Raw genomic sequence first — 12,728 nt, 5'->3', positions numbered from 1 at the left:
CCTCCGAGTGGATCGCGCGGCCGGGGGGTCGCGCGGAGGTCTTTGGGGGACCGCGAAGCTCGCTTGGGGAACATGCAGCCGCCTTGGGGGCGGATGCAGTGACGCACATTGCTTGGGGGCATGATGCGGCAGCTGACCGATGTGTGTGGGGACGATCGGTGACCGCGGTCGACGGCATCGCGCCGGGTCTCACGCTGCCCGGGCTCGGCCCGAAGACGGCGTCGCGCACCTCGACCGCTGAGGCGCCCCGCGCCTCGGCGGCGCTCGTCGGCCGCCTGCAGTGGGAGCGCCGGTTCCGCACGCGGCTCCGCGTGAACGACGCCGTCGTCGTGGCGGTGTCCTGCACCTTCGCGACCATCGTCTCGGTCACGGCCGCTGCGCCCTCCGACATCGCCGTCCGGAATCGGGTCATCATCGCGGTCGCGACCGCGATGATCTGGCTCATCTCGCTCGGCCTCTTCAACACCCGGTCGACGACGGTCGTCGGGACCGGGCCCACGGAGTACGCGCGCGTCGCCCACGCGACCGGGCTCGCGTTCGGCCTGCTCGCGATCGTCTTCGTGGTGTTCGAGTGGCACGGCATCCGCGCGCAGCTGTTCACCGCGCTGCCGCTCGGCACCCTGGCGCTCCTCGCCTCGCGGTGGGCATGGCGACGATGGCTCATCGCCCAGCGCGCCGAGGGCCGGTACGCCTCGCGCACCGTCGTCGTCGGCTCGCGGGACGACGTGGAGTACGCGATCCGGTCGCTCGGACCGGCCGGCCAGCTGGGATACCTCGTCGTCGGTGTGGCCCTGCTCGACGACGACCGGGACTCGCTCACCGTCGACGACGTCGTGTACCCGGTCACGCGCGGCGACGACGCCGTCCTGCGTGCCGCTGCGATCCACGAGAGCGACACGATCGTGGTCGCGAGCCAGCCCGCCGGCGACCCGGCGTACGTGAAGCGGCTCGCGTGGGCGCTCGAGGGCACCGCCGCTGAGCTCGTGATCTCGAGCCGCCTCACCGACGTCGCCGGGCCGCGCATGTCGCTGCGGCCCGTCGAGGGGATGCCGCTCATCCACGTCAAGATCCCGAGCTTCGAGGGAGCCGCCTACTACGTGAAGCGGGCGCTCGACATCCTCGTGTCGCTCGCCGCCCTCGTCCTGTTCGCACCGATCGCACTCGTGATCGCGATCGCGATCACGGCCGACGACGGCGGTCCCGTCTTCTTCCGCCAGGCGCGCGTCGGGCGCGACGGACGCGAGTTCGCGATGCTGAAGTTCCGGACGATGCGTGTGGATGCCGAGGCCGAACTCGCGGCGCTCCTCGCCCACAACGAGGGGTCGGGGCCCCTCTTCAAGCTCCGGCGCGATCCGCGCGTGACGCGGGTCGGGCGGTTCCTGCGGTCGTTCTCGCTCGACGAGGTCCCGCAGTTCTGGAACGTGCTGCGCGGCGACATGAGTGTCGTCGGTCCGCGACCGCCGCTGCCGTCCGAGGTCATCGCCTACGACGGCACCGTGTCGCGCCGCCTCTACATCAAGCCGGGCATCACCGGCCCCTGGCAGGTCGGCGGACGCAGCGACCTCTCCTGGGAGGAGAGCGTCCGGCTCGATCTCCGCTACGTCGAGAACTGGACCGTCATGACGGACCTGGTCCTGATGTGGCGGACCGCCAAGGTCATGGTCACCACCGAGGGAGCGTACTGATGGTCATCGAAATCCCGCGGCGGCTCGACAGCGAGCCGGTCCGCCTCGCCCAGGACGAGCGGCCCCGCGCCACGCGGACGCTCGAGATCGCGATGATCGGCACCCGCGGGGTCCCGGCCTCGTACGGCGGCTTCGAGACGGCGGTCGAGGAGATCGGTCGTCGGCTCGTCGAGCGCGGACACGGTGTCACGGTGTACACGCGGGGCTCCGAGAGCCGAGCCCGCGAGTACCTCGGCATGAAGGTCGTCCACCTGCCCGCCCTCCGGGTGAAGCAGCTCGAGACGCTGAGCCACACCGGGCTCTCGGCCGTGCACGCCGTGTTCGGCCGCCGACCGGATGTCGCCTTCGTCTTCAACGCCGCGAACTCGCCGTTCCTGCCGGCGCTCCGCGCCCGCGGCATCCCGACCGCCCTGCACATGGACGGCCTGGAATGGAAGCGGTCGAAGTGGGGCCGGCGCGGCAAGGCGTACTACCGCTGGGCGGAGGAGTTCGGCGTCCGCACCGCCGACGCGCTCATCGCCGACGCCCCCGGCATCCGCGACTACTACGACCGCGAGTTCGGCGTGCCGACCGAGCTCATCCGCTACGGCGCCCCGATCCTCGAGGACGCCCCGGCCGACGGCATCCGCTCCCTCGGCTTGGCACCGGGCGGATACCACCTCGTGGTCGCCCGGTTCGAACCCGAGAACCACGTGCTCGAGATCGTCGAGGGCTACCGCAGGAGCTCCGCGACCCGGCCCCTCGTCGTCGTCGGCTCCGCGCCCTACGCCGCCGAGTACACGCAGCAGATCCGTGCCGCCGCGGGCGGCGATCCCCGCATCCACTTCCTCGGCGGGGTCTTCGACCAGGACCTGCTGGACGCGCTCTACTTCCACGCGCTCACCTACGTGCACGGGCACTCCGTGGGCGGGACCAACCCGTCGCTCCTGCGGGCGATGGGGGCCGGCACGGCCGTCCTCGCGTACGACGTCGGCTTCAACCACGAGACGCTGGCCGAGCAGGGCCTGTTCTTCGCGGATGCCGCCGAAGCCGGCCGGCACTTCGCGACCCTCGAGGGCGACCCCGCCGGCGCGACCGTGATGGGGCGGATCGTCCGCGAGCGCGCCCGCGAGGCGTTCCGTTGGGACGACATCGCGACCGACTACGAGGACCTCGCCGTCCGACTCGCCCGCGGCGAGTCGATGCACCTGCTCGGGCGTCGTGCGCGCCGGCGGCCGGACTCCACCCGCTGACCCGAACCCCCCGGCGTCGGGCCGCGGTGTGCGGCACCGCGGCCCGACGGTTGGAAAGGACACCCCATGCGCATCCTCCTCGCCTGGACGGATGAGACCTCACCGAACCTCGGCGTCCGCGCCCTCGGGCGCGGGTCGAAAGACCTGCTCCGCCGCATCTGGCCGCAGGCGGAGTTCGTGTACATGAACTACGGCTCGAAGCCCGAGGCCGTCACATGGTCCCCGCGCGGTCTCGTCCGCGAGTGGGTGACCGGCCGCCGCGGCATGCGCGACTGGCTCGACGGGTTCGACCTCTACTGGGACACCCGCTCCGGCGACAGCTTCTCGGACATCTACGGCCTCCCGCGGCACACGACCATGTCGATGATCCACGAGTTCGCGGCCCGTCGACACGTCCCGACGGTCCTGGCGCCGCAGACGATCGGCCCCTTCGGTTCGCGCCGGTCGCGGCTGCTCGCTCGGCGTGACGTGCACCGCTCACGGCTCGTGCTCGCCCGCGATCCGTTGAGCGCCGCAGCGTCGGCGACGCTCGGGCGACCCGTCGACCTCACGACGACGGACCTCGTGTTCGGCATCGACCAGCCCGTGGCCGAGCGGGGTCACGACGTCCTGCTCAACGTCTCGGGACTGCTCTGGCGGTCGACCCGTCACGGAGACCCCGAGGCGTACCGACGCCAGATCCGCGCGGTGATCGACGGACTTCTCGTCCGCGGCCGCTCCGTCACCCTGTTCCCCCACGTCCTCGACTCCGCCGACCCCGACAACGACGTCCCGGTGGCGACCGAGCTGCACGCGGAGTACGAAGGGCGCCTGGGGCTGGTCGTGCCGCGCGACCTCGAGCACGCCCGGGCGGTCATCGCCGGGGCATCCCTCGTCATCGGAGCGCGCATGCACGCGTGCCTGAACGCCCTGTCGACGGGAACCCCCGCGATCGCGATGGCCTACTCCCGCAAGTTCGCACCGCTCATGGGTGAGCTCGGCTGGCCGCACGTCGTGGACGCGAGCGGCTCCGAGGAGGTCGCCGACCGGATCCTCGCCGCCGTCGACGACCCGTCCCTGGCCGCCCAGGCACGGCAGGCGCAGCAGCGGGGGCAGCGGCTCCTCGCCGACGTCCAGCACCTCGTCGAGGCGACCCGATGATGTCGCCCCTCACCTTCGTGACCGTCGTCTTCGAGGCCGAGGTCCCGCTCCTCGAACTGCAGGCCCGCTCGATGGCCCGCTATCTCGACCCCGCCAGCGTCGAGGAGATCATCATCCTCGACAACAGCGTCCTCGGACTGAGCGGGCCCTCCCGTCGCCGCCTCCTGCGGGAGTACGGAGCTCTGCGGGATAGGGTGCGCATCGTGCGCACGCGGGAGCTGATCGATCCCGGCGCCACCGGGGGCTGGCGGAGCCAGCAGGCGGCCAAACTCGCGATCGCCCGGCGGATCCGGACTCCTCATTACGTGGTCCTCGATGCGAAGAACCACTTCACGCGCGCGGCGAGCGCCGCGGAGTTCGTCGACCTCACCGGTCGCGCGTTCGGACGCTCGCACCCGTACACGACGCATCCGCTCCGCGAGTCACTCGTGGGGACCCTCACCTACGTCGGCGCCGATGCGCACCAGACCGAACGGGCCGTCGCCGCGTTCCCGCCCACCGCCACGCCCTTCGTCTTCGACACCGACACCGTCCGCGCTGTCATGGACGACATCGAGCGGCGGTCGGGCCGAACCTTCCCGGAGGAGTTCGAGCGCCGCAAGCTGCTCGAGTTCTTCCTCTACGCGGGCTGGATCGAGACGAGGGGGCCGGGCCTCGCCGCGCTGCGCAACAACCGGTCGCTTCCGGCACCCGCAGTGTGGCCGAAGGCGGCATCCGTCGACGGCGTCCGCGCTGCGATCGCGGAGCACCGCCGAGAGGACGCGGCCGTGTTCGCCGTGCACCGCCAGGTGCTCGCCGCGGCAGACCCCGCCACCCTCGCCCGCATCGCCGAGGCGTGGACCACCTTCGGCCTGTTCCCGGACGCGGCCTCCGCAGGCACGTTCATCCGGCGCTTCCGCCGACGGTATCTCCCGGCGATCGTGTGGACTCGCGGAATGGAGCGCGTCCGTCGCGCCGTGGGTCACCGGAAGCGCGCGCCGAGGCTCACCTCGCCCGTCGTCAGGTCGGAGACGCCCGCGATCTGAGCCGGGACGGGTACCGCGATCGAGGTCTGCCGCGAGGCCGTCGCGGAGCGCAGCGAGTAGTCGTCGTGAACCGGGGATGCCGCTTGCTCGACCAGCACCGACCGCTTCTCCCGCCCGGTGGCGGACGTGAAGTCGGCGAGCGTCGAGAAGCCCTCGGAGGGTCCGGCCGCGCCGCGCGAGTAGATCGCGAACCAGCGGGTCGCCGTGGGCGATGCGCGGTGATAGAAGTTGCCCTCCGCTCGCGTCACCATCTGCCCGCCCACGAGGGCCCGCGAAAAGTCGTCGACGCACACCAGGCACTCGCCCCGCGGTTCCGCCACGATGTTGTTGGCGATCACGATGCCCTTACTCATCCACGGAATGAGACTGTTCGCTGATCGCCGCTTGTCCTGCGTGACCGCGATGTTGCGTTCGTTGCCTACGAGGGTGTTGTTCCAGATCGCCGCATCCCCTGCGTTCGCGATCAGGATTCCGTGCAGCGCGTTGTCGGCCACGAGGTTGTCGGCGAAGACCGCGCGTTCCGACAACTCGAACACCACGCCGCTGCCCGTGTTGCGCAGACTGTCATTGCCGCTGAAGACGACGCCGTAGTTGGACTCGTCGAACCACGGACCCTGGCCGAGGTTGTCGGCGAAGACGCTGTCGGCCACGACCACGTCCGTTGAACTGTGGATCTTGAGGGCGCCCGACACCGGCGCCCTGTTGAAGCGCTCACGGTTGTTGCCGGTCGAGAGCATGCGGCGGATCTCGAGGCCGTCCGCCTGCGAGGCACCGGCGCCGAGCAGACCGTTCCCGATGACCGACACGTCCGCGAGCGTGGTGTCCTTCGACCAGGTGTAGAGACCGGTCGTCGAGTTGTCGCGGATCGTGACGTCCGAAAGGGTCACCCGGTCGGCGGCGACGATGACGGTCCCCATCGACGGGACGCTGGTCGCGTACCGCCGGACGCCGATGCCCTTCACCACCGACCCCTCGGAACGCACTGAGAGAGCGCTGATGAGTGTGCTCACCTTGGCCTTCTTCCCGGTGAGGTCCGTACCGACGACGAGTTCATCGGACTTCTCGTCCACGAAGAAGCGTCCGTTCGAGACCTGGGAGCGGGATGCGACCTGCGTGAGCTGCCGCCCGTCGACCCACACCTGATCGGGGTGGGCGGCCATCGGGTACGCGGGATCGACGAAACGCCAGCCGTTCGCGGTGCCGTCCGGCTCCCCCCGCTTGAACGTGGGGCTCGCGTCGAGCGACTGCGTCCAGCCGGAGCGGACCCAGACGTTGCCCGACTTCCGCCATCCCGTGACGGTCTCGGCACCGTCCAGCCAGACCGCCTCGGCGCGATACGGCTGAAGCGTGACCCGCTTCTGCGGCGGGATGATGACGCTCTCGTGGTACGTCCCACCCCGGAGGGCGATCGTGCCCCCGTTCGACACCTTCTTCAGTGCGGCGGTGATCGTTCGCAGCGGCGACGCCACGGTGCCCGCGGCGGAATCACGTCCGGCGGGAGAGACGATGACCGCGGCCGCAGGAACGGGGTAGTCCCGTGTACCCGGCTCGGCCGCGCCGGCGGTCGCGCGAGCACCTGCGACCCGCTCCGCACCGGGAGCGGGAGCGGGCTCCGCGGGAGTCGGTTTGGGCGTCGGCTTCGGCGCGGGGGAGGGGGCGGCGGGCGTCGCCGTCGCGGCCGAGACCCCGAGGTCGTCGACACCGACACGCAGTGCCTTCGTCGCAGCGGAGGTATAGAGAGAGAACTCGACGGCGCCCTTGCCGGCGATGCGTTCCGCCGACGAATCCGTGTGCGTGACGATCCGGGCCGTGGACTCCGACGCCCCCGAGCGCCAGACCTTGCCCGTGAGGGCGACCTTCGTCGTCCCGGTCGCCTGCATCCGGACGTGGAGCGTGCCGCCTGCTCGGACCCTGTCTGTGAGGCGCACACGCTCGAGCGTGGTCACCGAGGTACCCGAGCGCTTCTCCAGAGTGAGGTCGACGTAGCCGCCGACCATGACGCGAACACCGACCTGGTAGGCGCCTTCCGCAGTGGCGCGCACGCCGTGCGAGAGGTACAGGCCGCTTCCGGTCGTGGGGAGGGTGGGCACGGTCACCGTGAAGCGGGAATCCACGTCACGAGCGGAGACGGGGAGCGTGACACGGGAAGTGCGCCCGGGTCGAGGGCTGGTGATCCACCCTTTTCCGCCGCTGACGGAGGCCACCGTCGACGAGAGCTTCGTCCAGCCGCCGCCGGTTTCGGCCTTGCCCCAGCCCGATCCCACGGTTCGCGACATCGGATCGCGCGCGTAGACGGAAGCCGCGGCCGACGCGGGGGCACCGACGCCGACGAGCAGTCCGACGATCAGGACGAACACGAGTGCGAGCGAGACGCCGGCAGCGCGTCTGGGCAGGGAGAAGGAGATCATGGGGGCCTCAATTCGCCGTTGGGGGGGACCGACGGAATGAGCGACGAAATGCATCGCGAGCGGGGGAAATCGTCGATGACGGTATCAGAGCGATTGTCGCTCTCCGTTTCGGATGAGAGACCCCTCATGCGCACAGGTGGACCGAACGAGTACGCTGCGCCTCCCGCCCCGAACCTCGGAACCCTGTCGGTGGACGCCCTCACCCCCCTAGAATGGGAGTCCTTGGGGAGGGGGACCCATGGCGGAATCCACGCCTTGGTCGGGGCATTGGCTGTTGAGCGCGCTGCGCAAATTCTGGTGGGGTGTGGCGCTGTGCGCCCTCCTCGGAGGCGGCGTGGCCTACGGCCTGTCCGCACTCGAGACACCGCGTTATCAGTCGACGGCCTCGCTGTACTTCGCGCTCAACCAGGGGGCGAGCGCGTCGGACCTCAATCAGGGGTCGGCCTACACCCAGAACCAGATGCTCTCGATCGCACAGCTGGCCACCACCTCGCGGGTGCTCGAGCCGGTCATCGAAGAGCTCGGTATCGACACGACCCCCCGCGAACTGGCGCGGTCGATCGATGTCGCGATCCCGCAGGACACCGTCATCCTCCGCATCACCTCCACGACGACCAACGCCGACCGGGCGGCGTCACTCGCGAACGCCGTCGCCGCCGAGCTCGCAGATGTCGTCCTCGAGATCTCCCCGAAGGGGGCGGAGGGGGCGCCGACCATCACCGCGGAGACGATCGACCAGGCGGTGGTGCCGGCATCCCAGTCGTCGCCGAACAAACCCCGGGATGCTCTGCTCGGTCTGCTCCTCGGTGCCATCATCGGCACCGCCGCGGCGTTGATCTTCAGCGCCGCCGACACCCGGGTGCGGAACGAGGACATCCTGGCGCGGGTGAGCGGCACCCCGGTGCTGGGAGTCATCACCCGCGCGCCGCTCCTGGCGCGCCGGGCCGCCGGCATCGCCCAGGAGCCGATGGGACGATCCGCGGAGGAGTTCCGACGCCTCCGCTCCGCCCTCACCTACGCGAATGTGGGATCACGGGTCTCCACCCTGCTCGTCACGTCGGGCTCCCCCGGCGAGGGCAAGTCGACCGTCGCCGTCAACCTGGCGCTGACTCTCGCCGACCTCAACCACCGCGTCCTGCTGATCGATGCCGACCTGCGGCGGCCGCAGGTGCACGTCTTCTTCGGTATCGAGGATGCCGTCGGCCTCACCTCGGTCCTCCTCAAGATGCACGACTTCGACACGGCGCGATACCCCTTCCGCTCCTCGACGCTCGACGTGCTCCCCTCCGGCGGCACTCCCCCGAACCCCGCGGAGATCCTCGCCTCGCAGGCGATGGCGGACCTGCTCGAGGAGTCGGCGGAGCGCTACGACTTCGTCGTCGTCGACGCTCCGCCCATCCTCAACGTCGCCGACGCGAGCCTGCTCGCCCCGTCGGTCGACGGTGTGCTGTTCGTCGTCGACGCGACCAAGACCCGTCGACCGAACGCGGCGAAGTCGATCAAGCTGCTCGAGGGCGCGGGCGCGCGAGTGCTCGGGAGCATCCTGAACCGAGCCCGCCACGACAAGCGGGCGGGCGACTACTACGGCCCGGTGACCCGCGTCCGGCCCGCCGCCGACGAGCCCTCGGACATCGGAACCACGCCGACGCAGGTGTGAACCCGGCCTCGGAGCCGGTCGCACGGCGGGGTCGGCCGGCGGTGCGGAGACGATCAGCGGGCGCGGGCGCCGCGGCGCTCGGAGCGTCCCGCGAAGGCGCGCAGGTGCTCGTGGAGCGCGGTGGTCTCGGTCTGCACGGTCTGCAGCACCCGACGGTGATCCCGCGGACGACGGTGGTGCGCGTCGGGGATGTCGAGGTCATCGGAGTGGTCGCGTCGGTGGAACCACCGGACGCGGCTCCTCCGGTCTTCCGAACGGACACTGCCTCGACGCTGATCGAGCGATTCGGCGAAGGCTGTGAGGAGATCGTCGCCGTCGCGACCCCGACCGGCGGGTGCGATCACCGGTTCGAGCTGCGCGAGGACGACCGCCTCGCGCAGCGTGAACGTGCGGGAACGCATTGCGGGGATGAGGAGGGCCACGTCAGCGCGCTCGGCCCGGGTCGCGGTGATCACGAGGCTCGCGCTCTGGAGCAGGTCACGGTCGAGCAGCACGGCGCCGCGGTCGACGGCGAGCGGCGCATCGTCGCCACCTGCCGGCGAGATGATCGCTCGCACGTCGTCGCACACCGGGCGACCTGCCACCGCTGCGACACCCGCGCTGACGGCGGACCATCGCTCCGAACCGGTGGCACGCTCCGCGGCACGGAACTCGTGCTCCATCAACCGTGAACGACAGACATTCGCGTGGCAGAGGAAGAGAACACCGTCAGTCATACGAATCCTCCGGTACGGCTGGCGCTCAGCCAGGGGTCGATCGCCGCCAGCCGATCGGCGAAGAGGGATCGGACACCGCCTGCGACACCGTTGTCGTGGTCCCGGGCCGCGCCGAACGCGGCGCGGGCGACGAGGACGGCATCGCGTTGCCGGGTATCGCCGGTCCATTCCTGTCCGGCTGCCGCCCACAATGCCGTCAACACGTCGTCGAACCCGCCATCGCGGTAGGCGCCCAGGGCATCGGGGCCGGCGGAGATCAGCACTCCGATCGGATAGGCGAAGAAGGGCTGCAGCTGCAGATCCCCCAGATCGATGGGAACGGGGCCACCGTCGCGTCCGACCATGAGGTTCTTCGCCGTCGCCTCGTACGCACTGGGCACCCACGACATCCGATCGAGCAGGTCGCCGATGTGCGGCGCATCCCACCTCTCGCGGAACGGCGCGTCCTCGAAGAGGTCGTCTGCGACGTGAGCGAGCAGCTGTCGCAGGCCGGCACCATCCACCGCCGCGTGCGCCGTCAACCCCGCGTAGTCGGTGATCAGCTGCCGAACGGCGTCGATGCGCGCGGCAGAAGGGACGTCGAGGAGGTGCTCGCCGGCGATCAGATCCTCGATGACGTACGCACCGTGGTCGCCGACGGCGAAGGCGGGAGCACCGACGTGGGCGGTGAAGGCGGTCCGCATCCGCACGTACTCCTCGCTCACGGGTCCGGTGCCGTACCGACGGATGACGTGGTGTGCGGCCGTGTCGAAGAGGACCGTCCCGCCGTCGTGGGCGGCGATCGCGGCATCCGCCGTTCCGCCGCGGCCGAGGACCACGAAGGCGTGACGCAGATCGCTCAGCCACGCGAGCGGGTGGGCCGGCGTCCGCATCGACCCGGTGCCCTTGGTCGACGAAGCATGCCCGGGCACCGGGGCCGCGCCGACGCGACGCCACATGAGCGGGCCGGCCTTCACCCAGAGTCCCGGCGCGAGGTCTCGACAGACGGCGCGCACGCGTTGGCGGCCGCTTCCCACCGAAAGGTCGTCCACGGGTCAGCCCAATGCCGGTCGACGGGGGCCGCCCTGCGAGGCGGCCCTCCCGGAGATCTCGCTGACCTCCTTGAAGTAATGGTTGTCGTGACGGAGGTTCTCGGCCGAGTCGAAACCGGCGATCGTGCCGTCCGCGACGACCATCACGCGGTCGCAGATCGCCAACGTCGACAACCGGTGCGCCACGAGGAAGACGACGGCGTCGCCCGCGAGGTCGTGCAGGGTCGCCTGAACGGATTCCTCCGACTTGACGTCGAGCGCACTCGTCGGCTCGTCGAGGATCATGACGGCAGGACGCGCCGCGAGCGCCCGAGCGAGGCAGATGCGCTGGCGCTGGCCACCGGAAACCAGCGATGCGCGCGCTCCGACGATCGTGTCGTAGCCGTCGGGAAGCCGCAGGATGTCCTCATGGATGTGCGCGCGCCGGGCGGCATCCTCGACAGCCGCGTCGTCGATGTCGTCGCGGAAGAACCGGATGTTCTCCCTCACCGATCCGTAGAACAGCTGCGGGGACTGCGGGACGTACGTCACCATCCGACGCCAGTCGGCCCGATCGATGTCGGCCGCGGGCTTACCGTTTACCGAGTAGGTACCGGAGGCCGGCTCCCGCAGGCGCAGCAGCAGCTGGACGAGCGTGGACTTGCCCGCGCCCGACGGACCCACGATGCCGACGATCTCGCCCATCTTCACCGAGAACGACACGTCGTGGAGGACCTCGGCACCCCGGTCGTAGCCGAATCCCACGCCGCTCATCGTGAGGTCGCCGATGTGATCGGCCGCCTCGTGACCGGTGCTCTGGGGCTGTGATTCGTACCGCTCGATCGCGTCGGCGAGGTGGTGGACGAAGGGCAGCTTCTCGTCGACCGAGGTGATCGCCCCCTGCACCCGCTGGCCGTAGGTGACGGCGCGGATCAGGATCAGGACGACGGCGCCGAGGGTCGCGATGTTGCCGGCGCCGAGGAGGGCGACGACGCCGAGCGCGATCACGAGGACGAGCAGCGCGACGCTCTGGTAGAGAGCGGGGACGGCGCCGGAGAGGTAGCGCACGCGCTGGAACGGCTGCTGCACGGCCCGCAGCTGCGCGTAGAAGCGCTCACGATAGGCGGGGGTCGCACCGAAGACCTCGGTCTCCTCGGCGAGGGCGGCGACCTCCTGCGTGGTCTTCGCGTACTCGATGTTCTCGGAGCTGAGGACCGTGGAAGCCCGTCGCAACGAACGCGAGAGCGGGCGCAGCACCGCGAAAAGCGCCAACGACACCACGGTGATCACCGCAGCCGCGGGCGGGCTCATGACGACCGCCGACGCGAGCAGGCTGAGGAACATCAGTCCGGAGGAGATGACCCCCGCGATGAGGATGATCGTCTCGGACGTCGCCCGGACCTGGTTCAGCATGACCGACTGGAAGCCGCCGTCGCGCTCCGCGGACTTCGACGGCCAGGCCGCACCCACGAATGCGTCGAAGAGTCGCGTGCGCAGGTCCACCATCGCCTGCCCGCTCATGACGGCGGGGAGGTAGGCGACCCACAGTTGCAGAGCACCCCGCAGGAGTGCGAGGAGGATGCCGAGCCCCAGGGCGAGCGGCAGGTTCAGCGAGACCTGGAGCCCGACGAGATCCACCTGGACGTCGCGACTCTCGGCGAGCGCGAGTGCGAGCGCCGCGATCAGCGTGAGCAGCGCCGCTTCGAAGAGCCCGGCCGCCACTGAGGCGACGGCGATGAGGACGATCTTGCCCCGGGACCTCGTGAAGAACGGCCCGACCCGGCGCCACGCCGCCACCGACGCCTTCAGCGTCGTCAATGCGGATCGCCGCGACTTTCCTTCTCGTCGTAGTGAC

Annotated in this window: 9 protein-coding genes; 5 read left to right on the top strand and 4 right to left on the bottom strand. The window is 70.5% G+C overall.

What is annotated here, in order from left to right:
• The first annotated feature begins 158 nt into the window (after positions 1-158).
• The 4 genes from NH287_RS06995 to NH287_RS06980 all read left to right on the top strand — a co-directional run bounded on the left by NH287_RS06995 (position 159) and on the right by NH287_RS06980 (position 5,082).
• Complete coding sequence (locus NH287_RS06995; protein WP_253035005.1) at positions 159-1,685, top strand: sugar transferase; 1,527 nt, start codon at positions 159-161, stop codon at positions 1,683-1,685.
• Positions 1,685-2,917, top strand: a complete 1,233-nt coding sequence (locus tag NH287_RS06990) for a DUF1972 domain-containing protein (RefSeq protein WP_253035004.1) — start codon at positions 1,685-1,687, stop codon at positions 2,915-2,917. Before NH287_RS06995 ends, NH287_RS06990 begins: the two co-directional genes overlap by 1 nt.
• Before the next feature lie 66 nt (positions 2,918-2,983).
• A complete protein-coding gene (locus NH287_RS06985) occupies positions 2,984-4,057 on the top strand; it encodes a polysaccharide pyruvyl transferase family protein (protein ID WP_217529875.1) in 1,074 nt (357 codons plus the stop codon).
• On the top strand, positions 4,054-5,082 hold the full coding sequence (locus NH287_RS06980; protein WP_253035003.1) for a DUF6492 family protein: 1,029 nt from the start codon (positions 4,054-4,056) through the stop codon (positions 5,080-5,082). Before NH287_RS06985 ends, NH287_RS06980 begins: the two co-directional genes overlap by 4 nt.
• Here the strand turns inward: NH287_RS06980 and NH287_RS06975 are convergent.
• The gene (locus tag NH287_RS06975) at positions 5,019-7,490 is read right to left on the bottom strand and encodes a right-handed parallel beta-helix repeat-containing protein (RefSeq protein ID WP_253035002.1); all 2,472 of its coding nucleotides are present in this window, start codon (positions 7,488-7,490) and stop codon (positions 5,019-5,021) included. The genes NH287_RS06980 and NH287_RS06975 overlap by 64 nt on opposite strands.
• Before the next feature lie 238 nt (positions 7,491-7,728).
• Between NH287_RS06975 and NH287_RS06970 the strand changes: the two genes are divergently transcribed.
• Entirely contained in the window at positions 7,729-9,147 is a 1,419-nt protein-coding gene (locus tag NH287_RS06970) for a polysaccharide biosynthesis tyrosine autokinase (RefSeq protein ID WP_253035001.1), read from the top strand.
• Between the two features lie 53 nt (positions 9,148-9,200).
• Here NH287_RS06970 and NH287_RS06965 read toward each other — a convergent pair whose 3' ends face one another.
• The 3 genes from NH287_RS06965 to NH287_RS06955 are packed head-to-tail and all read right to left on the bottom strand — an operon-like array spanning position 9,201 to position 12,691.
• Positions 9,201-9,863, bottom strand: coding sequence for a hypothetical protein (locus tag NH287_RS06965; protein ID WP_253035000.1), 663 nt, complete (start codon positions 9,861-9,863; stop codon positions 9,201-9,203).
• Positions 9,860-10,894: a hypothetical protein gene (locus NH287_RS06960; RefSeq protein WP_253034999.1), complete on the bottom strand. Its 1,035-nt coding sequence runs from the start codon at positions 10,892-10,894 to the stop codon at positions 9,860-9,862. Before NH287_RS06960 ends, NH287_RS06965 begins: the two co-directional genes overlap by 4 nt.
• Positions 10,895-10,897: 3 nt before the next feature.
• Positions 10,898-12,691 carry an ABC transporter ATP-binding protein gene (locus tag NH287_RS06955; RefSeq protein WP_253034998.1) on the bottom strand — a complete coding sequence of 598 codons (1,794 nt, stop codon included), beginning with the start codon at positions 12,689-12,691 and terminating at the stop codon, positions 10,898-10,900.
• Between the last annotated feature and the right edge of the window lie 37 nt (positions 12,692-12,728).

This window comes from Microbacterium sp. CnD16-F (genome assembly GCF_024124465.1).
GTDB classification, from domain to species: Bacteria; Actinomycetota; Actinomycetes; order Actinomycetales; family Microbacteriaceae; genus Microbacterium; species Microbacterium gawkjiense.
This window is presented reverse-complemented; position numbering and strand designations above follow the sequence as displayed.

Excerpts from the sequence above, each read along its gene's own strand:
- NH287_RS06970 (WP_253035001.1), top strand. The coding sequence starts at position 7,729 with ATGGCGGAATCCACGCCTTGGTCGGGGCATTGGCTGTTGAGCGCGCTG.
- NH287_RS06985 (WP_217529875.1), top strand. The coding sequence starts at position 2,984 with ATGCGCATCCTCCTCGCCTGGACGGATGAGACCTCACCGAACCTCGGC.
- NH287_RS06990 (WP_253035004.1), top strand. The coding sequence starts at position 1,685 with ATGGTCATCGAAATCCCGCGGCGGCTCGACAGCGAGCCGGTCCGCCTC.
- NH287_RS06965 (WP_253035000.1), bottom strand. The coding sequence starts at position 9,863 with ATGACTGACGGTGTTCTCTTCCTCTGCCACGCGAATGTCTGTCGTTCA.
- NH287_RS06980 (WP_253035003.1), top strand. The coding sequence starts at position 4,054 with ATGATGTCGCCCCTCACCTTCGTGACCGTCGTCTTCGAGGCCGAGGTC.
- NH287_RS06975 (WP_253035002.1), bottom strand. The coding sequence starts at position 7,490 with ATGATCTCCTTCTCCCTGCCCAGACGCGCTGCCGGCGTCTCGCTCGCA.